Origin of the sequence: Streptomyces sp. NPDC001848 (assembly GCF_042891915.1) — a bacterium.
GTDB lineage: Bacteria > Actinomycetota > Actinomycetes > Streptomycetales > Streptomycetaceae > Streptomyces.
Genome location: NZ_JBIATP010000017.1, coordinates 165,762 through 185,213 on the forward strand (window position 1 = coordinate 165,762; position 19,452 = coordinate 185,213).

At 69.0% G+C, this 19,452-nt stretch carries 20 protein-coding genes and 6 pseudogenes; 16 read left to right on the forward strand and 10 right to left on the reverse strand.

Features of this window, described 5'->3' with window-relative positions; genetic code table 11:
• Positions 1–22: 22 nt before the first annotated feature.
• Together ACFYZJ_RS31180 and ACFYZJ_RS31185 are read left to right on the forward strand one after the other, a co-directional pair.
• The gene (locus tag ACFYZJ_RS31180) at positions 23–205 is read left to right on the forward strand and encodes a hypothetical protein (RefSeq protein ID WP_388573490.1); all 183 of its coding nucleotides are present in this window, start codon (positions 23–25) and stop codon (positions 203–205) included.
• Between the two features lie 252 nt (positions 206–457).
• Positions 458–1,684 carry a PP2C family protein-serine/threonine phosphatase gene (locus ACFYZJ_RS31185; protein ID WP_388573492.1) on the forward strand — a complete coding sequence of 409 codons (1,227 nt, stop codon included), beginning with the start codon at positions 458–460 and terminating at the stop codon, positions 1,682–1,684.
• Positions 1,685–2,126: 442 nt separating this feature from the next.
• Here the strand turns inward: ACFYZJ_RS31185 and ACFYZJ_RS31190 are convergent, their stop codons facing one another.
• A complete protein-coding gene (locus tag ACFYZJ_RS31190) occupies positions 2,127–2,249 on the reverse strand; it encodes a hypothetical protein (protein WP_388573494.1) in 123 nt (40 codons plus the stop codon).
• A gap of 284 nt (positions 2,250–2,533) precedes the next feature.
• A complete protein-coding gene (locus ACFYZJ_RS31195) occupies positions 2,534–3,121 on the reverse strand; it encodes a hypothetical protein (protein WP_388573496.1) in 588 nt (195 codons plus the stop codon).
• A 224-nt stretch (positions 3,122–3,345) separates the two neighbouring features.
• Here ACFYZJ_RS31195 and ACFYZJ_RS31200 point away from each other — a divergent pair.
• Positions 3,346–3,629: pseudogene (locus ACFYZJ_RS31200) on the forward strand (dienelactone hydrolase family protein); the annotation flags it as partial.
• 798 nt (positions 3,630–4,427) lie between these two features.
• Positions 4,428–4,823 (forward strand): DUF2267 domain-containing protein, encoded by a 396-nt coding sequence (locus ACFYZJ_RS31205; protein ID WP_388573498.1) that lies wholly within the window; start codon positions 4,428–4,430, stop codon positions 4,821–4,823.
• Between the two features lie 186 nt (positions 4,824–5,009).
• Here ACFYZJ_RS31205 and ACFYZJ_RS31210 read toward each other — a convergent pair whose 3' ends face one another.
• On the reverse strand, positions 5,010–5,141 hold the full coding sequence (locus tag ACFYZJ_RS31210) for a hypothetical protein (RefSeq protein WP_388573500.1): 132 nt from the start codon (positions 5,139–5,141) through the stop codon (positions 5,010–5,012).
• Between the two features lie 561 nt (positions 5,142–5,702).
• Here ACFYZJ_RS31210 and ACFYZJ_RS31215 point away from each other — a divergent pair.
• The gene (locus tag ACFYZJ_RS31215) at positions 5,703–6,998 is read left to right on the forward strand and encodes a hypothetical protein (RefSeq protein WP_388573502.1); all 1,296 of its coding nucleotides are present in this window, start codon (positions 5,703–5,705) and stop codon (positions 6,996–6,998) included.
• Positions 6,999–7,230: 232 nt separating this feature from the next.
• Positions 7,231–7,464, forward strand: coding sequence for a hypothetical protein (locus ACFYZJ_RS31220; protein WP_388573504.1), 234 nt, complete (start codon positions 7,231–7,233; stop codon positions 7,462–7,464).
• 333 nt (positions 7,465–7,797) lie between these two features.
• Here the strand turns inward: ACFYZJ_RS31220 and ACFYZJ_RS31225 are convergent, their stop codons facing one another.
• Positions 7,798–8,115 carry a hypothetical protein gene (locus ACFYZJ_RS31225; protein ID WP_388573506.1) on the reverse strand — a complete coding sequence of 106 codons (318 nt, stop codon included), beginning with the start codon at positions 8,113–8,115 and terminating at the stop codon, positions 7,798–7,800.
• Between the two features lie 31 nt (positions 8,116–8,146).
• On the opposite strand from ACFYZJ_RS31225, the gene ACFYZJ_RS31230 reads away from it, so the two are divergent.
• Positions 8,147–8,455, forward strand: a complete 309-nt coding sequence (locus tag ACFYZJ_RS31230) for a hypothetical protein (RefSeq protein ID WP_388573508.1) — start codon at positions 8,147–8,149, stop codon at positions 8,453–8,455.
• Between the two features lie 803 nt (positions 8,456–9,258).
• Positions 9,259–9,612 (forward strand): hypothetical protein, encoded by a 354-nt coding sequence (locus tag ACFYZJ_RS31235; protein ID WP_388573540.1) that lies wholly within the window; start codon positions 9,259–9,261, stop codon positions 9,610–9,612.
• Between the two features lie 16 nt (positions 9,613–9,628).
• On the opposite strand, the pseudogene ACFYZJ_RS31240 reads toward ACFYZJ_RS31235, so the two are convergent.
• From ACFYZJ_RS31240 to ACFYZJ_RS31250, 3 genes and pseudogenes are all read right to left on the reverse strand, one after another.
• Positions 9,629–10,357, reverse strand: a pseudogene (locus ACFYZJ_RS31240) (CU044_5270 family protein); the annotation flags it as partial.
• Positions 10,354–11,085: an RNA polymerase sigma factor gene (locus tag ACFYZJ_RS31245; RefSeq protein ID WP_388573510.1), complete on the reverse strand. Its 732-nt coding sequence runs from the start codon at positions 11,083–11,085 to the stop codon at positions 10,354–10,356. The pseudogene ACFYZJ_RS31240 and the gene ACFYZJ_RS31245, both read right to left, overlap by 4 nt.
• A 183-nt stretch (positions 11,086–11,268) precedes the next feature.
• The gene (locus ACFYZJ_RS31250; protein WP_388573512.1) at positions 11,269–11,934 is read right to left on the reverse strand and encodes a TetR/AcrR family transcriptional regulator; all 666 of its coding nucleotides are present in this window, start codon (positions 11,932–11,934) and stop codon (positions 11,269–11,271) included.
• Between the two features lie 169 nt (positions 11,935–12,103).
• Here ACFYZJ_RS31250 and ACFYZJ_RS31255 point away from each other — a divergent pair, with 169 nt between their 5' ends.
• The 7 genes and pseudogenes from ACFYZJ_RS31255 to ACFYZJ_RS31285 form a co-directional block, all read left to right on the forward strand.
• On the forward strand, positions 12,104–13,135 hold the full coding sequence (locus tag ACFYZJ_RS31255) for a medium chain dehydrogenase/reductase family protein (protein WP_388573514.1): 1,032 nt from the start codon (positions 12,104–12,106) through the stop codon (positions 13,133–13,135).
• Between the two features lie 216 nt (positions 13,136–13,351).
• Positions 13,352–14,281 carry an alpha/beta fold hydrolase gene (locus ACFYZJ_RS31260; protein WP_388573516.1) on the forward strand — a complete coding sequence of 310 codons (930 nt, stop codon included), beginning with the start codon at positions 13,352–13,354 and terminating at the stop codon, positions 14,279–14,281.
• A gap of 83 nt (positions 14,282–14,364) precedes the next feature.
• Positions 14,365–14,931: an ester cyclase gene (locus tag ACFYZJ_RS31265; protein ID WP_388573518.1), complete on the forward strand. Its 567-nt coding sequence runs from the start codon at positions 14,365–14,367 to the stop codon at positions 14,929–14,931.
• Between the two features lie 65 nt (positions 14,932–14,996).
• Positions 14,997–15,185 carry a hypothetical protein gene (locus ACFYZJ_RS31270; protein WP_388573520.1) on the forward strand — a complete coding sequence of 63 codons (189 nt, stop codon included), beginning with the start codon at positions 14,997–14,999 and terminating at the stop codon, positions 15,183–15,185.
• 146 nt (positions 15,186–15,331) lie between these two features.
• Positions 15,332–15,568 carry a hypothetical protein gene (locus ACFYZJ_RS31275; RefSeq protein ID WP_388573522.1) on the forward strand — a complete coding sequence of 79 codons (237 nt, stop codon included), beginning with the start codon at positions 15,332–15,334 and terminating at the stop codon, positions 15,566–15,568.
• Positions 15,568–15,832 (forward strand): annotated as a pseudogene (locus ACFYZJ_RS31280) (fic family toxin-antitoxin system, toxin component); the annotation flags it as partial. The gene ACFYZJ_RS31275 and the pseudogene ACFYZJ_RS31280, both read left to right, overlap by 1 nt.
• 67 nt (positions 15,833–15,899) lie before the next feature.
• Positions 15,900–16,739, forward strand: a pseudogene (locus tag ACFYZJ_RS31285) (IS4 family transposase); the annotation flags it as partial.
• A 389-nt stretch (positions 16,740–17,128) separates the two neighbouring features.
• On the opposite strand, the pseudogene ACFYZJ_RS31290 reads toward ACFYZJ_RS31285, so the two are convergent.
• A pseudogene (locus ACFYZJ_RS31290) lies at positions 17,129–18,079 on the reverse strand (ISAzo13 family transposase); the annotation flags it as partial.
• 271 nt (positions 18,080–18,350) lie between these two features.
• Between ACFYZJ_RS31290 and ACFYZJ_RS31295 the strand changes: the two are divergent.
• Positions 18,351–18,785 (forward strand): VOC family protein, encoded by a 435-nt coding sequence (locus tag ACFYZJ_RS31295; RefSeq protein ID WP_388573524.1) that lies wholly within the window; start codon positions 18,351–18,353, stop codon positions 18,783–18,785.
• Between the two features lie 69 nt (positions 18,786–18,854).
• Here the strand turns inward: ACFYZJ_RS31295 and ACFYZJ_RS31300 are convergent.
• Positions 18,855–19,019 (reverse strand): annotated as a pseudogene (locus ACFYZJ_RS31300) (IS5/IS1182 family transposase); the annotation flags it as partial.
• Positions 19,020–19,053: 34 nt separating this feature from the next.
• Positions 19,054–19,371, reverse strand: a complete 318-nt coding sequence (locus ACFYZJ_RS31305) for an integrase core domain-containing protein (RefSeq protein WP_388573526.1) — start codon at positions 19,369–19,371, stop codon at positions 19,054–19,056.
• Positions 19,372–19,452: the final 81 nt, after the last annotated feature.

Consider the following 19,452-nt stretch of genomic DNA (forward strand, 5'->3'; position numbering starts at 1 on the left):
GTGGCTGCGTGCTGCGAGAAGGATGCGCAGCCCGGCACAGTCGCAGAAGGCGACCTGGCTGAAGTCGGCCTCGCCCCAGCGAGCAAGGGCCGCCGCCGCCCGGCTGCCGACGGTGGAGGGAACGCCGCAGTTCCCGACCGACGCAGAGCTGGAGAAGGCGAGGCAGACTGTCGTCCGCGGCTGGACGACGGCCGTCTCCGGCTGACCGGCGGTCGGCCGAGGCTTGCCGGGCAATCAGCCGGAGTCCGGTGCCCTGGCAGGCCGGCCACACGGACTCCGGCAGCATGCCTCCACCGTAGGCTTGAATCCGAGCTCGGGCCTTGCGGAGGGCACCGCAGAGATCCTCCCGAACGTTTGACCATGGAAGGCCAGTGACTCCCGTGACCGGGAGGTTCCACTGTGACTCCGGCATCCGCACAGACGCTTGTTTTTCTCGCCAATGGTGCACATTGGATAGATGCACGTGGGGCAGCGCGTCGCCCTACTACGTCAGCTGTGGCAGTCGAGACACGCGCTGGTGGCGATCCCCCTTGTGCTGATCATCGTGATCACTCTGGTGGATATACATTCCCCGGAATCCGTCCACCTCGGCCCGCTGCTCGTCGTCGCCCCCGCCATCACCACCGCCTTCGCCGGCTACTGGCTGACCGGACTGCTCGGGGCACTGGCGGTGGGAGCCCAGATCATCATCGCTGTGCTCCACGGCGGACTGACCACCACCAACCACATGTCGCAGATCATCGGGCTCGCGATCCTCTCGGTCTTCGCCGTGATCGTCTGCTTCGTCCGTGACCGGCGCACGGCGGAACTGGCCCAAGTGAGGTCCGTCTCCGAGGCCGCCCAGCGAGCCCTGCTGCGCCCGCTGCCCGACCGGATCGGCCCCCTGCACATCGCGTGCTCATACCTGGCCGCCGAGAAGGAGGCCTGCATCGGCGGCGACCTGTACGCAGTGGCGCGCACCGGTCACCGTACGCGCGTGATCATCGGAGACGTCAGAGGGAAGGGGCTGGCCGCGATCGGAGAGGCGGCCACGCTGCTCGGCGCATTCCAGGAGGCCGCCCACCACCACCCCACTCTGCCCGCTCTGGCGGAGGCGTTGGACCGCAGCGTCTGCCGCTACCTCACCGGATTCCCGGAGGCGGACGGGGAGGCCCAGGAGCACTTCATCACCGCGCTGCTGCTCGAGATCCCCGACCACAGCACTGTGTCACAGGTCGTTCACTGCGGACACCCGCCACCCCTGCTGATCCGGCACGGACACGTGACATCTGTGACAAGTCCCCACCCGGCGCCTCCGCTGGGCATGTGGACGTTGAGGCCGGAGGCCCATGCCACGCACACCTTCTCGTTCCAGGCCGGCGACCTCCTCCTCCTTTACACCGACGGCGTCGTGGAGGCCCGCGACAGGAGCCGAGCGTTCTACCCGCTGGAGGAGCGGCTCCCCCTATGGGCCAAGAGCAGCCCCAAGACACTCGTTCAACACATCGAAAAAGACCTTCTTGTTCACGCCGACGGGGCTCTCGCCGATGACGCCGCCATCCTCGCCATCCACCGCTCACCCGTGCCGCACACGGGCTTCCACGTCAGCGATCTGGTACATGGCGCCGACTTTCACGATTCTGTTCCCCGTGCGGGGCCGGTCAGCCACAGCTCTGCACTCCATGCCGCCCGTGCCGGTGGCTGAGGACGTCCGCCACAGCGCTCGACCTCCTACGGACGACGCAGCACGTTCGCCGACTGAACGGGCTGGCCTACGCCCGGTGCGGAGTGAGCGATGACTTACGCCCGGGAGGCACGGCCTCCGCCAGCGGGCGCGTGCTCGGCACTGCATCCATGAATCCAGGCCGCGCCAGCGCCCGGGCCAGAGCGACCTATGCCGAACTACCCGGCCCGCGTCGAAATCCAGCAGGATCGGCGTACCCGAAGGCACCAGACGCCGGGCGAACAGAGCTGACAGCTCTGTCTGACTCAATCCAGCGACCCGGCCGACCTTCCAAACCTTCCGCTGGTTGGTGGAGAACAGATGCACGTGACCCCACAGGCATGCGTCACCACTCTGGCAATGTGCAGTCTTTCGCTCGGAGGTGCGCTGGGAGGCGCCGCGATGTCACTCGGATGAGACAACTTCAGGTGTCTGGAGAACCGGCGTACTTCGGCTTGTGCAGCACCCCGCCGGACAGCGCGGTCAGTGCCGGCAACGCATCCATGGCGCGGGCGAGCATCGGCTCCAGTAGCGGAGGCACCAACACGCCCACCACACATCTTTATAGATCGCGGCAAATTCTACATATGGGGGTGATGGGTGGCGGCAAGGGTGGATCTGGACGCTGTCGCCGAGGAGCTGTACGGACTTCCGCCGGGCGACTTCACGGCCGCCAGAGACGAGATCACCCCCACCTGGCGAGGAACTACCAGGACAAACCGGAGCGGCCCTGGTGCCCGGTGGAGTGCCTTGTCCACCGGCGCGCCGGTCTGCGCGAGCGCCGACGCCTCAGGGAGGCGCCGAGGACGTCCGCCCAGCGCGTCCGGGTCGTCAGCAGCCGTCGACCGTCCGTCGGTGCAGTCGCTGGACGGCTTCCTCGTCAAGCCCCGACTGGGCGGCGAGGTCCGTCCACGACAGGCCCCATTCGCGAGCCGACGCCACGGCGGCCATCCGGTGCATCTCCACATCGGAAAGGATCTTGCGAAGCAGTCGCAAGGCCGCAAGCGGTTGCTCCGCGGTCACCTGACGCAGAGCGAGGTTCTGCTCCGCCCAGCGGACCGTGTGCCAGGGTGGCACGGCGATGCTGCCCACGGCGGTGACATGCTGCTGCCACAACTCGCGGGCCGGGGCGACGGCCTCCTCCGGCACGAGCCAATCGGTGCGGTTCTCCCCGCTGGCCACGAGCTCGCCGGCGGCGGGCACGTTCATTCCGCGCCACCCGCACCTGCAGCACGGGCGGAGGTGAACGATCCGCGGGTCGCGGACCTCCGGTGGCCGGCCTCCGGACTCGCCGTCCTCACTGCTCTCGGAGAACACCGCTGCGGCTCCGTGGCAGGTGAAGCGCAGTCCGTCGGCCAGCACACCGAAGGCCGAGCCTTCGTGCCCTTCGGTGTTGCCGTTTTCCTGCTGCCACGTCATCGCCACGCACCTCCGTCTGCTTCGCTCTCGCTGTGCCGAACGGCAGGCTAGACCCGGTCACTGACAGCTCCGAGGGCAACCGTGCGTGCGTAGCACGAAGCAGTGGGCCTTGCGTTCGACCTCTTGGCAGGCCTCGGGGCGGTGACTCTCTGCGGATCCCCACCGCGGACGGCCAGGTCGACGCGTTCGCTGCCTTCCCCGACCACGGTGAGCGGCACCCAGGGGTGCTGATGTACGCCGACGGCTTCGGCATCCGGCCCGTGCTGCGGGGGATGGCCCGCGAACGGGCGGGCACGGCTACTACGTGCTCGTCCCCAACTCCTTCTACCGGCACGGCCCGGCACCGCTGGTCGAGCTTCCCGAATACATCGCAGAAGTGGTCCGGCCCGCGGTCTTCGCCCAGCTGATGCCCCTGATCGAGGCGCATACCGCCGAACGTGTCCTGAGCGACGCCGAGGCCTACCTCAGGTTCTTCACCACTCAGCAGCCCGAGTTCCGCGCCGGACCGGGAAGGACACGCACGTCACCGTCCAGAAGCGGCACATCCGGCCGCCAGCCGTGGACACGGACGACGTAGTCGTCGGACTGCGCAAAGCACAAGCCGAGCACCTGCCGCAGCTCACGCTCGCCGCGCTGGGCCCGCGCCAACGACCCGAACTTCCCGGCCTCCGTCGACAAGCGCGGCGCCGAACTCCTCTACCGTGTCGGCGACCTCAAACGCTGGGCTCGCAACCCTCCCCTGCAGCAGACGACGCAGACAACGACACCTCTTCCCCACGAGATAGCCCAGGCCAGAGGTGGTCCGCGGCTGGCTGGGGTGGCGCAGTGTGGGCGAATCTGGGGACTGGTGGTGCGCCGATCGTCGTGTTCCGGCCGTCGAAGTCCGGCGGCTGGCGGGTGACCATGCACTGGAACGGACGGAACAGGATCCTGGGCTTGTCACACTACGACCACGACCTGGTCGTCTTCCGTGAAGCGACTGGAGTGATCGAACCGGACAGGGTGCTGGATGGTCGCGCTGACTGGAGTGGAGTGTCGCGGGGGCCGGCCCCACCAGTGGGGCGCTCCGTGAGCGGAAACCTCGAGTCGGGGAGGTGGGCCCCCTGATCTGCGAGGCCTCTGACGCCAGCAGCACTTCCCTTCGAAGGCGGCCGCGGCCTGCTGCTCGTCGGACAGCTCTCCGGCCGGTGGGTCACCCGTCACCCCTTCCGGGAAGACCATCTGGGCCGAACAAGAACACCCATTTCACGCTGCCACCGCCTCGGCCAGTGGGATCCGCCGGTGGCCGGGCACTGGGAGGACCGTCATGCGCATGCACTGGGACGCCTTCATCGACGCAGTCCAGGAGCGGGGTGAATATCCTTCGCGGCAGGAGGCGGAACGAGCCTCCCGGGTTGTTCTGGCCTTGCTGGGCGCTCATCTGGTGGGCGAGGTGCGCGCCGAGCTGGCCGCCCGGCTTCCTGAAACGCTGGCGCTGGTCCTGCTCAACCCGCTCCAGGCACATGAACCGCTGCCGCCCGAGCGGTTCGTCCGGGCAACCGCGGCCTGGATCGAAGGTGCTACGGAGAAAACCGCCACATGGGACGTCAGCGCCGTGCTCAGCGTTGTGGCCGACATCGCGGGCGAGGACCTGATGAACCGCATCCTGCTTCAGCTTCCGCCGGGCTACGACCTGCTCTTCGGGCACCCGCGGCCAAGCTGATGAACCACCGCCGTAACCGACACCAGCCTGGCCTGCGCCTGGGCTGCCGAGCAGCATGGCCTCGGTGAGAGTCGGTTAGGGTCCTGCCGGTCGTTCTCCCTGGCACAGGGCGCATGGGCATGGTGCTGCTGCGCCGCTGGGAGTTCGGCGCAGCTGGCCGGGCGGTCCCGCGGGCGCCGCAGCAGCCTACGGCGCCGTGGGGGTCCCGGGCACCGGGGTGAGCCCGTGGGTGCCATCGTGCAGTTCGTCCGGCTCGGGGTCGGCTGCGGCGCGCCAGGACCGCACCACTGGTTCCCCGAACAGCTCATAGACGCTCATCGGGCCCTGTCACCCATGACGGTGGACCCCGCCCCGGTGATGACCCTGGCTGCGGAGAAGCCGATCATCGCAGCTCTGCGGTCCCACGAGGCCATCCGCTGCCTCGTATATCCACGTCCGGCGCCACCTGGGTGACGTTCGGAGTCGGGCCGCAGCGAGTCGGATCCCGGAACGGCTCCGCAAGGTGCCACGTCATCACGGCGAGGTTCCATGACCTTCACAACGAGTGACGAAGAGGTCGGAAACACTCCACACAGGTTGACGACGGCAGCAGTTCGCCACGCCCCGGTTGGCCGTGTCTTCCATTTTTCTGGCGTGGGGACCATCCCGCTGAGTTCACCCGAATGCGGGAACGGGCGTGTGCGGCTGCCCGTGCGCGAGGGCCGCTGTCGCGGAACGTCGGTGGTGGATTGGCCGCTTGCCCGAGCAAGCAGCTCGCGGGGCGATCTTGTGCGGCCTTGCGCAGGATGGGTTCTGGTTGCCCGGCCCTTGCGGGGGAGGGCGGGTGGCTCTTCTTCGTACGCGGCGGGATGCCCGCACCGATCTCACCTGGAGCAGTTGATGGCAGCGATGACGGATGTGCTGATACCGGCACTGGAGGACGCGCGTGAGGCTCACGCCGCGGTCGTCGACCGGTTCCGGACGGATGTGACCATCACACCGCCCGGCGCTCGCCGGCAAAGACTCGAGCGGCAGGTGGCCGAGGCTGAGGACCACTTGGCGCGCATCGAGGACCGGGTACGCGAGGTGCGGCCTCCTCGCGGAGTGTGGTCGGCTGCCGCGCAGTTCGTGCGGTTCGCGGCGCGCGGCGCCGTGCGGGTGACCGTGCTGCCCGTGGAGGTCGCGGTGGCGGCGATGACGGAGATGGCGGACGGTGAGAGGCTGGCGCGTGAGCGCCGTCTGCTGAAGAACGCCGAGGACGAGTACGCGGCGGCAGCCCGGGCTCTGGCGGTGTGCCGGGCGGGGGAGAGAATCGCCGAACAGCTCCATGACCGGGAAACCGCCGACCTGCTGCGCCTGCTGCGTCGGCAGGACGAGGAGCTGCTGGAGAGCCTCGAGGAGAACCTGGCCGAGCGGGCCGGCGCCGTGGCGGTGGCCACCAACGGCCAGCGTCCCCTCGAGGCCCAGGCCGCCGAGGGTGGCGGCCTGCTGGATGCGGTCATGCGCACGGCGCGGGCGGCCGTGGCCCGGCTGCGGGCGGCCTTCCGACGCAGCACCAGACGGGTGAGGGGCACGGCTGAGGGCGCCTGGCGGGAGATGCCCGATGCGACCCGCATGGCCGAGGAGGTCCAGGGCGCGGTCACCCGCGAGGAAGACCTGCCCATCCCCGGCTTCAGCCAGCTCGGCATCACGGAGATCCAGCAGCGTCTGCGCGGTCTGTCGCAGACGCAGCTGACGGTGATCGAGGGCTACGAACGCGCACACGCGGGCCGTTCCGGAGTGCTGAACGCCATCGAACGCCTCCGTGAGCCGGAACCGTGGGCCGGCTATGACGAGATGGACCCCGAGCGCATCAAGATGCACCTGCCGAACGTCTCCGACCGAGTGGTGCGGCAGGTCATCGAGTACGAGCGGCACCACCGGCAGCGCGACACGGTGATCCGCGCGGCCGAGAATGCGCTTCCGGCGGTGCCCGAGGCGACCCACAGGCCTGGCGAGGAGGTCCTGGGCGCGGTCACCCGCGAGGAGGACCTGCCAATCCCGGGCTTCAGCCAGCTCGGCATCATGGAGATCCAGCAGCGTCTGCGCGGGCTGTCCCCGTTGCAGCTCACGGTGATCGAGAGCTGGGAGCGCGGGCATTCCAACCGGCAGGCGGTCCTGGACGCCATCGACCAAGTCCGCCGCAGTAAAGCCTGAGCTGGAAGGCGCTGGCAGGCCCAGGAGCGAGCGCACAAGGGTCGGCGTGGCCCGGACTGAGGAACGCGTGCCTGTGTGACCATGGCCGCGGACCTCGATGTGGCTGTCACCGGCTGCGGCAGCCGTGGGCCTGCCCGTGACGGCAGCCGGCCGTAATGCCGATCTTCAGCCCCGTCCCACACCCTTAATCAGGGTCGTCGTCCTCGCTGACGAAGGAAAAGGAAGGACCACCATGGCCAGCAGCACGGAAACCGGCAACGTCACCGGCACCAAGGACAAGGACTACAACCTCATCTGGTTCATCGAGGCCTGCCTGAGCAACGCCCTGCGGATGGACACCTACATCCAGGACGCGGAACGGGAGAACGACACCGAGGTCGTCGAACTGTTCCGCAAGGCCCAGGCCGACAGCCGCAAGGGCGCGGAACTCGGCAAACAGCTCCTGCGCACCCGGCTCGGCAGCTGACACAGCCTGTCCCAACGACTCGCGGACCCACGACTGTCGGCTCAAGCAGGCACGGCAGCGACGCCCCGCGAAACGGCGCCCAGCCCTTCATCGACGCCCTGATCCGGCTGGTACAGGCACATGCCGGCAGGTTCGATTCTGTTGCGGGGCGGTGGCCGGTTGGCCGGTGTGGTCGCTGAGGCCGGTGCTTTTTCATTACTCGCCCAGCCCGTGCCCGTGTTGAGATCACGTGTCCGCCACACGGCGGCTGACTGCGGAAGGCCCCGGGCTGTACATGGCCTCACGCAGTCCGGGGTCCTCCGTCCTCCCCAAGGGCCCGTCCGGGAAGTCGCCCTACTGGTGGCTGTCCGGGGCGTCGTCTCCGTCCTGGCTGTGCTGTTCGAGCCAGCGTTGGGCTTCGGTGTTCTGCCACATCACCCCGCGCTGGATCTGCTCATGCGTCAGGCCGCTCTCGCGGGCCAGGTCTTCCTCGCTGATCCCTTCGGGATGCCGCCGCAGCACCCGGGCGATCTTCCCGGCCCATAGTTCGGCATCCAGGAATGGTCGGCGTTTGTACTGCTCGACCAGCTCCTCGAGGTGCTCGCGTGAGCAGCCGACCAGCATGCGCTTGCCGTCGTACTGATGCGATACCGGGGCATACGAATTCGGCATGGTCCGTACGGGTGTCCGGCAGGAGGAGCCAGTGGCCGGTCATCAGGTGTATGCCGCCAGCGCGTTGTCGGTGGTGGCCGCGATACTGCTCGCGCGATGGTGCCTGGCGGGCCGAAGCGGCAGGCCGGGCACTGCTGCCGTGTCCCGCCGCCTCTCGCGCTGGACGGTGCTGAGGGGTGTGCGGCGCACGGGCTGTACCGCGGTCCAAACCGAGCAACGCGTGCCGGCGGACGCGCCATGCACCCAGCGGGTGGTGCGGGATGCCGAAGACCTCGTGCACGGCTACTGGTTGCAGCTCAGTCCCTTCTACCTGTCCAAGAGCGATCACCCTCAGCACTGAGCCGGCCGGGCAGCGCATGGCCGGTACGGTGATGGCGATTGTCGGAAACGACCGGGGCGACTCCTGTCGTGCCGGGCCAGGAACAGGTACTTACGCGATGCGCTGCGCGCACCCTGCGCTGGCCAGCGGCCGTTCCCTTCCTGTGCTGGCGCGCACGAATCTCCTCCCGCACCGGGAATGGTTGCTGGGCCGGTGTGGTTGAACGGGGCGTGATGGTGAAGGGGACAGTGTCCCCCCCGGGGCCTCATCTATTGCCTGCAGGGACGATCGTTCGGCTGAAGCCTTGCAGAGCCTTTCGCCGCGTAGGCGACCGCCCTTCACGATCACACCCCTCTGCGGGTTCAGCCCCGGCCGTATGCTGGCCGGGGCTTTTTCCGTCTTGGTCGAGGAGGCCGAGGGCTGTGTCGGGTCGGCAGTGGGCGCATGGTGGTGCCTGCTGGCGCAGGGCATCGGTCGCCTGCTGCCGGGGTGGCCGGATGGCAGCGGCCGTTCTTGGCCGCTGCCCAGCAGTCCCCGGTGTGCATCGCGTCCACGTTCGAGCGGTTGAGGCCGAACTGGATCGGCCAGTCCGGCAGGACCGGCCATATCTCCTCACTCTGTCGTCGCTGCGCCTCACGATGCTCCTGTCCGGCGATCCACCGGTCGATGAGCCGCGGTTGCCGGACAGCCTGCTGCTCCGCGATGTGTGAAACGCGGCGCGTCCGGACGCGGGGGCGCCGGTTCACCACGCACCTGATGCGCCGGGCATCCCGCTCACTGGTCGGGACGTGGGGGAGCGGGCGGTGGCAGGGTCGTGCGGAGGGGTGTCAGCCCTGCTGGGCTGGTACCTGCTTCATGTCGTCGACTACGGCACGCTGCAGGGCGGCGCTGGTGAACAGCACGGTTCCGGGCTTGATGAGTTCCTCGGGACCGCCTGCCTTGCCCACTTGGACGGAGCGCTGGCCGAGGAAGACGTGCTTGTTCCTGTCGAAGATCCACTCTTCTCGCCGGCCGCTCTTGTCGTCCAGCCGGGCGACCGCTACGCCGTGCCGGCCGACGGCGTCGGCGGCGTCGTTGACGGTGACGACGCCGGGGATCTTCGCGGCGGCCTTGAACAGTGCCTTGGTCAGGGTGGGGGGGCGGGTAGCTCTCGCCGAGGAGGTCGCCGATCGTGGTGAAGGCTTCCTGGGCCGGTGAGTTGCCGTGCCCCTGGGTCTCCTTGTAGATCTTGGCGAGGAGCGTGTCGGGGTCCGTGGGCAGCTGGACCAGGTAGTTGTAGGACGGGTGGTTGAGGCCGGCGACGGGGGTGTTGCCCTGCTCGTCGGGGAGGTTGAGTGTTTCCCCTTCGGGACTGTCGTTGACGGCGGGGTCGATCAGCCACCCCTTGGTTCCGTCGGGCGAGTACCACACCTGGCGCTTGTGCAGCGCGTGGCTGGCGAGGCTGCTCTTGCCGTCGACGGTCCTCACGAAGGTGTCGGCCGTCTTGGACTCGATGTAGACGTACCGGCCGGCTCCGAGGGCCGGGTGATCGTCCTGTGCCGCGACCAGGGAGGCCTGGTCGAGCAACCGCGTCACCCCGTTGGGGCTGGCGGCGCCGACCTGCGTGGTCAGGGCCGGCCCGGTGGCGAGCCGGACGGGTCCCTTCCCGTCCCCGCCGGACATCGCAGTTCCGGCTATGACGGCTGCGGCGACGGTGGCGGCGAGGGCGGGCAGAGTGATCGCGGGTCGGGGCAGCCGGGCCCGACGTGCTCGCGCCTCGCCGGTGGGTGCCGCCTGGGTGTGTTGTGCCTGCTCGATACGGGTCATCAAAAGCTCCCTCTGCCTTTCATGACGGCCCGTCGGCAGGTCACGCGCGGTTGTGGACAGCAGGCGGGCTGCTTCCTCCCACTCACCCGGGCCGTGCCTGGGCGTGTTCGCGCTCATCGGTTGCCTTCCTGTGCGGGCCGGACGGTGTGGATGTGATCACCCGTTGTCTGTCTGCGTGCCGCCGTGGCTTCCCGTCTTTCACGGACTTTTTCGGCTCGTCCTGCCGGGCCGGTACGGGCCGGGTGGGAAACAAGGCTCACTGCGGTGTCCATGGCGTCCCCTGCTGGATGGGAGGGGTGTGCCAGTGCGTCGTCCGTCAGGGAGCGCAGTTTTCTGCGGGCCCGGGAGAGCCTGGAGGCGACCGTGCCGACGGGAATGCCGAGCGCTGTCGCCGCGGCCTCGTAGTCGAGTCCTTCTCCCAGGCAGAGCGCGATGACTTCGCGTTCGGGTCTGCGCAGGGTGGCGAGCGCTCGCAGCGCCACGGCCAGCCTGCGCTGGTCGTCGATCTGCGTCCTCACCTCGTCCGCGTGGTCGGGCACGTTCAGTTCGGCGGCCGCGGTTGCGAGGGCTGCTCGCCGGTAGCGTCGGTTGCTGCGGTATTGGTTGCGCGCCGTGTTGGTGGCGATACCGAGCAACCAGGGCCGCAGCGAGCCGCCCTCGGGGTCGATCCTGTGGCGAAGCCGCCACGCCTCCATGAAGGTGGCGGCCATGACGTCCTCGGCCGTCGACCAGTCTGCGGTCAGGCGGAAAGCGTGGTTGTACACACCGCGGGCGTAAATGTCGAACAACTCGGCGAACGCGGCTGGTTCACCCGCCCGTAGCCGAGCACGCAGGTCAGTGCTCACCTCTGGGACCTGTCGGATCCTCGGCTCCACCTCCCGTGACGTCCATCACGTCCAAGACGCGGTCCGTGCCGCACGTGATGCCGGGGCCCGGACCACGGCCGGCGCATCGCACGCACGAGACTTCGGCAGCCAAGAGGCAGCCGCTCCAACGACCGCCGCAGCCTTTGCGCCTGGAGGGGCCGTCTAGCGGGTCAGGTGGGCCAGTTCGTTTTCGTACAGCTCGGCCGGCTCGAGGCCCATGCCGGTGAAGTGGCCTGCCAGTTCGAGGGAGAGGATGCCGTGCAGGCGGGTCCAGAAGAGGAGGGCGCGGCGCAGGGCGGCCGACGGTGCGGGATGGCCGGCGGCCCACTGCCGGTGTTCGGCGAGGTGGGCCTCCAGGCGGGTGTCGGGGTGGCCTTCGTCCGGGCTTTCCGCGGCTGCGCCGACCGGCTGGGCGGCGTCGAGGAGGGCGTCCATGATCTCTGAGGCGATCGCGGTGACGTCGTCGGGTGCGTGGTAGCCGGGGACGGGTGTGCCGTAGATGAGGAAGTAGCGCTGGGGGTCGTCCAGTGCCCAGGTACGCAGTGCGTGCCCGAGGCCGGTCAGATCGGCGCCTGACGCGGCGGCGGTGCCGATGGTGTCCGCGAGACTGCGGTAGGCGTCCCGGATCAGCTCGGTGATCAGCTCGTCGCGGCTGGCGAAGTACCGGTAGAGCGCGGGGCCGCTCATGCCCATCTGCTTGGCGATGGCGTTCAGGGACAGCCCCGGTGCTCCGGCGGCGGCGATCTGCTCCCAGGCGCGCTCCTTGATCTCGGCCCTGACCTGGGCTCGGTAGCGCTCGCGGGGGGTCTCCTTGCCAGCGACTGTCATGTGATCGTCCTTTCCCTCTTGGGCCACGGGCCGTCCAGTAGCCGGTGAGCTGCTCGACGCGTGGTTAGACCCTATTACGAAAGCTCTTGACCATCACCCATCCTGCGGTTATAACTTCTAACGAACGCGCTAGCCGCTAACGGTGAGTGTGAAGTCGAGGGAGGTCGTCATGAACGCTGCAGAGATGGTCGAGGTCGTTCTGCCGGGCAAGGTCGAGCCGGAGGGGCTTCAGGTGCGGCAGGGGGCCGTGCCGACCGCCGGTCCAGGCCAGGTCGTCGTCCGTATGGAGGCGACCGGTGTTTCCTTCGCCGAGCAGCAGATGCGCCGCGGCCGCTACTACGACCAGCCGCCCTTCCCGTTCGTCCCCGGCTACGACCTGGTCGGCACCGTCATGGCGACCGGAGACGGCGTCACTCCCGTTCTCGTCGGGACCCGGGTGGCCGCGCTGCTCAAGGTCGGCGGCTGGGCCAGCCACGTGGTCGTCGACGCCGCCGACCTGGTGGCGGTCCCGGACGGGATCAGTGCGGCGGAGGCGGAGACCGTGGTGATCAACGGCATCACCGCCTGGCAGATGCTGCACCGCAAGGCCCGGGTGCGCGCCGGGCAGACCGTCCTGGTCCACGGCGCCAACGGGGGAGTCGGCTCAGTCCTGGTCCAGCTCGCCCACGCCGCGGGCGCGCACGTGATCGGCACCGCTTCAGCGCGCCACCACGCCGCCCTGCGGGAACGGGGGGTGAGCCCGATCGACTACCGCACCGAGAACATCCCCGCCCGCGTCCGCGAACTTGCCCCGGGCGGAGTGGACGCGGTCTTCGACCACGTCGGCGGCCGCAGCATCGTCGACTCCTGGCGCCTTCTCGCGCCCGGCGGCACGCTCGTCTCCTACGGCAGCGCCTCCACCCGCGACGATGAGGGCTCCAAGCAGTGGCCCGTCCTCAAGTTGCTGGGGCGCATCTGGGTGTGGAACGCCCTGCCCAACGGCCGCCGCGCCTACTTCTTCAATGTCTGGGCCGGCCGGGCCCTGAGCCCCGGCCGCTTCCGGGCCCGGCTGCACGCCGACCTCACCGAGGTGTTCGCCGCGCTGAAGCGCGGCGAGATCACCGCCCAGATCGCCGCCGAACTGCCCCTCACCCGAGCCGCCGAGGCGATGCGGCTGGCCGAGTCCGGCACCGTCGCCGGAAAGATCGTCCTGCACGCCTGACGATCCCCGCACAAACCGGCACATACACGCGCCCCGGTGGCCGACCGTTGCCTCACCGCCTCACCGCCTCACCGCCTCACCGCCTCACCGCCTCACCGCCTCACCGCCCCTGCATCCCTTCCGCGCCGCGTCACGGCGCGAACGCCCTCAGGAGAACCCCGCCATGCCCAGGCCCAGATTCCGCACGTATGTCCGGCGCCCCTGACCGCCGTCCTCGTGGCTGCGGCCACTCTCGCCACCCCGGCGGTTGCCGCTCCCGCCCAGCCCCAGATGGCCGCCCCGGCGAGCCGGATCAGCTGGACGGCCTGCTCGGAGGCGGAGCTCGAGGGCATGCAGTGCGGCACGTTGCGGGTCCCGGTCGACTACGCCCACCCGCACGCCGGCAGCCTCAGCCTCGCCCTGGTCCGCCGCCCCGCCGACGACCAGGCCCATCGCCAGGGCGCGCTGCTGCTCAACGACGGAGCCGGCGGGTCGTCGATCGAGCAGCTGCGACTGGCGATGCGCATCGGCTTCCCGTCGTTCGCCGGCGCCATGAGCCGCAACTTCGACCTGGTCGCCGTCGACCCGCGTGGAGTGGGCCACAGCACGCCGATCCGCTGCACCACGCCCCTCAAACCGGCCGGCGTCACCCACTTCCCGCACAGCCAGGCTGAGTTCGACACGCTCGTGGCTCACAACCGTGCCTTCGCCGCCGACTGTCTGCGCAAGAACGGCCCCATGGTCGCCCACACCGACCTGACCAGCACCGCGCGAGACTTCGAAGCCGTGTGCACCGGGCTCGGCGAGAAGCAGCTGAACTGGTACGGCATCCACTACAGCACCCTGCTCGGACGCACCTACACCCACCTCTACCGCGGCCGGCTGCGCACTATGGTCCTGGACACGGCGCTGGACGACACCCTCGTGGCGGCCGGGACCCCCGTCCACGGCGCGCCTCCCGCGCTGATCCTGCAGTCCACCCATCAGGCGCTCGCCCCGCACAGCGCGGGCTTCGCCATGGCGGCCCAACTGCCCGGCAGCGTTGTCCTCAGCCGCGAAGGCGACGACTACAGCATGTTCCTGCTCTCCCTGTGCGTGCGCGACGCCACCAACCGCTACCTGACCACCCGCGCCCTGCCCGCACCCGGCACCACCTGCACCGACTGACACCACAGTCCGACCGGCACCGACTGACACCGCGGCCCGCCGGCACCACCGCTGTCCACCACACAGATATGCGAGGAACCTTCATGACCACCACCGCCCGCCCCCGGATGCGCCTGCTTCTCCCCGCCGCCGTGGCCGCCTTGGCCGTCAGCGCGACAACGGCCGCAGCATCCACCTCGTCCTCCGCCCCGGCAGCTCATTCGGTCACCTCCCCGGGCCACCGGGCGGCCGCCAAGAACCCGAAGGCGATGCTCGACGCGTGGCTCCGCCTCTGGAACGGCGACTACACCCAGGCATCCGGCATCATCTCGCCGGACTTCACGGTTCACGCCGCCCTCCTCGGCGGAGGGGACGGCAGCAGTATCCGCGGCGCGGGCGGTCTGGTGGCCTGGATCGCCCAGACCCGCGCTGCTTTCCCCGACCTGCGCTTCTCCCTGCAGATCGACCCTCTGGTCGCCGGACACCGTGCCTCCGTGCGCTGGACGGCCACCGGCACCTACGCCGGCGGCTTCCCCGGTGCCAAGGCCCAGCCCGGCACCGTCGTCACCTTCACCGGCACCGACACCCTGCGCATACAGAACGGCAAGTTCGTGGAGTACTGGCTCAACTCGGACACCCTCCAACTGCTCACCCTGCTCCGGGCACTGTGACGCACGCTCTTCGACCTCCGCCGCCCTCCCCGGCCACACCGCCGGGGAGGGCGGCGGACCACTGTGTGAGCCAGGCGAGCGTCGACCGCTCCAGCACTCTCGATCCCGGCGCCCAGCAGATCGAGCGCCAAGACGTCCAGACTCCACCCGCGCGCGTTCGTCGATCCCTGCAGAACGGCGCGGTCGACCTTGAGGCGGAGATCGTCGGGACGACCGGGGTCACCGCAGGCCTCGGCCACCACCCAGCCCGGTGAACTGGCGGACATGGTCGACGTGCCCGCCGGTGTCCCCCGCGACGCGGCTTTCTACGTCCGGCGCATGCCGATCGCGGACAGCTGTTCGATCCGTTCCGTCACGCTCGCGGGCCGCCAACCGTGGTAACAACTGTTGCCATCCTGGCATGGCGAAGACACAGCTGGGTGCACGGGTCGATGACGAGATCAAGAAAATGGCCGAGGCCCGTGCCCGGGACCGCGGCCTGAGCCTCGGCGACTACATCGCAGGCCTCGTGCGGGAGGACACCGACGGGCTGCGGCAGCGGGGCCTGGGCGCCGCGAGGCGCTTCCTCGACGAACACCAAGATGTCTTCGACGAGGCCGAAGACGCGCACCGTCGCCCGGGGACGCACGCCGCGTAATGGAACGGCACATCGACGTCCCCTGGATCCTGCAGGTCGCTGAGATCGCCGGGGCGGGGGGTTCCTGCCCCCGACGACTACGGGGTGCCCGTGGCGGCGGTCGCCTGTCACCGGGCCGAACTGCTGGAAACCCCCGTCTACGACGGCCCCTACGCCCGCGCCGCCGCCCTGGTACACGTCCTCGGCCGTTGCCGCTGGCTTGAGCGCTCCAACCTCGCCGTTGCCGCAGCCACGGGTGCGGTAGCCGTTGGATCCCCCGCCGTCGGCAGTGATCAGCAGCCGGTGAGCGCGGGGGTAGTCGTGCCGGCCGGGCGCCTTGTCGCCGAGGTTCATGGTCTACTTCACGCTCGCGCTGGCACTGTTCGCGCAGGACTCATACGACGACGTCGCGGAGAACCTGGTCGGGGCCCTGGAGGGGATGCACGAGACGATCCCGAACCGGGCCTCGTTCACCCGCGCCCGGCAGAGGCTGGGACCGGAGGCCCTGGAGGCGCTGTTCCGCCGTGTCTGCGGGGCTGCGGCCCCGGACGGTCTGAACGGATCGTTCTGGCGGGGGATGCGGCTCGCTGCGGTGGATGGGTTCGTGCTGGACGTGCCGGACAGCTGCGCCAATCGCGCCTTCTTCGGCGGGCCGACCGACGCCCGCGGAGCCGTGGCGGGGTTCCCGCAGGCCCGAGTGGTGACACTGACGGAGACCGGCACGCACGCCTCGATCGACGCCCGGATCGGCGGCTTTAACGGCGGCGAGCGGGAACTGGCAGTTCAGATGGCGGGTTCGGCGGCCGGAATGCTGGTGATCATGGACCGGGGCTTCCCGGGAGTGGAGCTGTGGAAGGCATACACGACCGCCGGGGCGCATCTGCTGCTCCGGGCCCGGTCGACGGTCGCGTCCCGTCCCGTGAACGTGCTGCCGGACGGGAGCTACCTGGGGCGGGTGAGCCTGGCCGGTCAATGGGCCTCGCATCCGGGCGGGGTGACGGTGCGGGTGATCGAATACCACGTCGACAGCGGCGAGGTGATCAGGCTGCTTACCGATCTGATCGATGTCGAGGCCTACCCTGCGGCCGAGCTGGCGGCCTTGTATCACGAGCGCTGGGAGGTCGAGTCGGCGTACCGCCAGGTCAAGACGTTCCAGAGGGGCCCGGTGCAGGTGCTGCGCTCGACGGCGCCGGCCCTGGTGCGTCAGGAGGCCTGGGCGCACCTGGTGGTGCACCACTGCTTGAACCGGATCATCATGCGGGTCGCAGACGGAGAGCGGATCGATCCCGACCGGATCTCCTTCGTGAAGGTCCTCAAGCACGTCCGGCGCAGCGTGGTCAAGCAGGCCAAGGACGCGGTGTCGGCCGTCGGGTCGTTCTTGGCGATGTTGGAGGCCAAGGTCCGCCGCAAGGCTCGACAGCGGTCCCCGCCGCCACCGCTGTGCACCGCGGGTCCTCAAACGCCCGGACTCGAAATACTCGCCCTCGGTCAAGAAACGACAGCATGGGCCCACCCGCCGGGTCCCGGCCAAGGTCATCATCCTCAACCCGGCGATGATTCAATAGTCAAACAACGGCATTGTGTGCCGGGCGGCAGATGGCACACCGTGATGGTCAGGCCCGTCTCGGCAGCGAGCCGGGCGAGTTCCAGTTTCCAGGCCCGGGTGCGGCAGCCGTTGGAGCCGCCTGCGTCCGCGCTGATCAGCAGCCGTGTCGTCTGCGGGTAGGCGGCCCGTCCTTGACCGTGCCACCAGCGGCGGATCGATTCCACCGCGAATGCGGCGGTGTCGTGGTCGGTGCCGACGTTGACCCAGCCGGTGTTCGCCGCCAGGTCGTAGATCCCGTAGGGGATGGCCTTGCCCAGCTCGGGATCGGCGAAGTCGTGGATGTGCACCGGCGCTGGCTCACCGGCAGGCCGCCACTGCCGGCCGCTGTTCTTGAACTCTCCGACGAGCTCTTTCTTCTTGGTGTCCACGCTGATCACCGGATGGCCGGCGTCCCGGTGCTCGCGGGCCTGCTCGTTGAGATAGCGGAACTGGGCATCGCGGTCCGCGCGCCGGCTGCCCTCCAGGGTCTTTGCGTTGGCCTGCAGGCTGAAGCCTTCCTCTCGCAGCAGAGCGGCGACGGTATCGGCGCTGACCTTGTGTCCGGTCCGGGTCGGCTCCAGCGCGAGGGTGCGGGTCGACTTCACCGTCCACCGCAGCGGCGGCATCGGATCGCCCCGCTCATCCGGTTCGACCAGCGCCAGCAGTGCGGGGCGCAGCCCTGGATCGAGGTCCGCGACCCGCTTGCGGCCTCCGCCTGGCCGCCGCACCCGTCCCAGCGGGGCCTCGCCGGCCTCCAGCTCGAACACGCCCTTGCGGACCGTCGTCTCGCTCACGTCGGCGGCCCGTGCGACGGCCCGGATGCCGCCGTGTCCCAGCAGCCGGGCCTCCGCTCCCATCAGCAAGCGCCGCTGCCGCTCGTCGAGATGCGGGAACAACACATCAAACCTCACTGCGAGTTGGGCACGAGCCTCGTCCGGGATGCGCATACCACACCAACGAGCTCCCGAACGGGAAGCAACACGTTGATGATCTGCAAGCCCTAAGGGCTGTCCCGCAACTGATCTTGGCTGAAGGTGGTTGGTCAGGACTGGCTCCTGGGGACCACTGGGCGCTCCGCCGCCGCGGTCGCGTCGTGCTCGTGGACTGTCCGGTTTGATCACTTGGTGTCCAAGGCGGCCCAGGATGCGACGGGTGGCGGGCGGATCCGTCTGGGGAAATGAGCGGCAGGGTTCCCCTGGTACGCGGTACGGTGCGCCGATGTCAGAGATCAAGAAGTTCCAAGTCACGTTTGACTGCGCAGAACCTGAGCGCCTCGCTCGCTTCTGGTGTGAAGTGTTGGGGTACGTCATACCGCCGCCACCCGAGGGGTTCACCACCTGGGACGATTTCAACCGCACGCTGCCTCCTGAGAAACAGGGATCATGGTTCGCCTGCAGTGATCCCTCAGGCGTGGGCCCGCGCCTGTACTTCCAGCGCGTCCCTGAAGGCAAGACCGTCAAGAATCGAGTGCATCTCGACATCCGGGTCGGCACCGGGCTCGTGGGGGACGAGCGCCTCGCCGTGCTCGAAGCCGAGTGTGCACGACTGGTCGCGCTCGGTGCGACCCACGTGCAAACGCTGTATGCCGATGAGGAAAACGAGTCGTGCATCCCGATGCTGGACATCGAGGGCAACGAGTTCTGTATCGACTGAACATTCTTTGAGCCGGGGAGGTGGGGAGCCACCTCCCTTGGGCCTCTCTGGTCTCGTATGGGGCGGGAGTTACCCCGCGAGGGCGAGGTTGTGCAGCCGGGCGGTGCCGAGCATGGCGATGTGAACGCCGTCGCCTTTCAGACGGCAGTCGTGGAGGATCTTCCCTGCCTTCATCCGTGCGAAGACATGCTCGACGCGGGCCCGGACCTTGCGGTGGGAGGTGTTGTGCTCCTCTGAACCGTTCCGGGTTCGGTAGAGAGCGGGGATTTCAGGCGCTGACGGGTTCGTTGGCGCGGGTGTGCTGGTGATGGTAGGCGGTTTCGTACTCGGCTGGTGATATGTGACCGAGAGCCCCGCGGAGTCGGCGGTGGTTGTACCAGTCGATCCACTTGGCAGTGGCGAACTCAACGTCCGTGAAGGTCTTCCACGGCCCGCGGCGGTTGATCAGCTCGGTCTTGAACAGACCGATGGTGGACTCGGCGAGGGTGTCGGCGTGCGCATCGGCGACACTGCCGATCGAGGGGGCGATGCCGGCCTGAGCCAGGCGCTCGGTGAACGCGATCGAGGTGTACTGGGTGGATTCCACTGGTCGTTGCAACACCTTGATCGAGGTGGTGTTGCATGGGACGGCCAGCAGGGTGGATCACGACGCTGACGGGGCGTCCGG